Here is a 1,165-nt window from a genome sequence, read left to right on the forward strand (position 1 = left end):
CTAGTCACCTGAATCTGAAGTTCGGTTCATTGTCTTCTGGCAAAAGCGTTTGACCGACGCGAGGATCTGGTCGGCGGATTTGACCCACTTGTATGGGGTGGGATTGTCGTTGTGGGTTTCGATGAAAGCGTCGATGTCGGCTTCAAGTTCTGCAGTGGAACGGTGTACGCCGCGCTGCAACTGTTTTCGCGTCAGCTCTGCGAACCATCGCTCGACCTGATTGATCCAGGATGCCGACGTTGGCGTGAAGTGAACATGCCAGTGTGGGCGGCGCGCGAGCCAGGCCTTGACCCTTGGTGTCTTGTGGGTGGCATAGTTGTCCATCACCAGATGCACGTCCGGCCCATTGGGCATTTCGGCGTCAATCCGCTTCAAAAAGTCGAGGAATTCGGTCGCTCGGTGACGCTTGTAGCAATGACCGATCACGGCGCCAGTCGCGACGTCGAGCGCGGCGAACAGGGAGGTCGTGCCATTGCGGACATAGGTATGAGTGCGCCGTTCGGCGACGCCCGGCGCCATAGGCAGCACAGGCTGCTCGCGATCCAGGGCTTGGATTTGTGACTTCTCATCCACGCAAAGCACGACCGCCCGGTCCGGAGGCGACATGTAAAGACCGACGATGTCCTGCACCTTATCGACGAAGAGCGGATCAGAGGAAAGCTTGAATGTCTCGGCACGATGCGGCTGCAGGCCAAATGCGGTCCAGATCCGACGGATGGTGGTATGTGAAAGGCCGCTGTCGGCTGCCATCGAACGGATGGACCAGTGCGTGGCATCCTTGGGAGTGGCATTCAACGTACGTTCGACGACCTGAGCAACCTGGGCATCAGAGACCGTTCGCGGTCGACCGGCACGATATTCATCTGTCAGCCCTTCAATGCCATCTTATAGGAACCGGCGGCGCCACTTGCCAACCGTATGCTCGTGGACCCCAAGACGCTGGGCAACGTCTTTGCTTTGCAGACCCTGCGCACACAGCAAGACCATCCGGCATCGATCCGACAAGGAGCGCGGCGCTTTATGCCGGCGCACCTGAGATTCCAGGAAATTTCTATCCGCGTCGCTCAGAACGACGAGGCCTGCTTGCCTGCCAACCATCAATCAACTCCTGCTCTTCTAACAGAAGCCAAACAAAATGAAGCTTATTTTGGTTCCAGGTGACTAG

The 1,165-nt window shown here is 57.6% G+C and carries 1 pseudogene; it reads right to left on the bottom strand.

What is annotated here, in order from left to right:
- A pseudogene (locus tag PY650_RS36495) lies at positions 1-1,098 on the bottom strand (IS630 family transposase).
- Positions 1,099-1,165 lie beyond the last annotated feature (67 nt).

This window comes from Martinezella calliandrae (assembly GCF_030272695.1).
GTDB lineage: Bacteria > Pseudomonadota > Alphaproteobacteria > Rhizobiales > Rhizobiaceae > Rhizobium > Rhizobium calliandrae.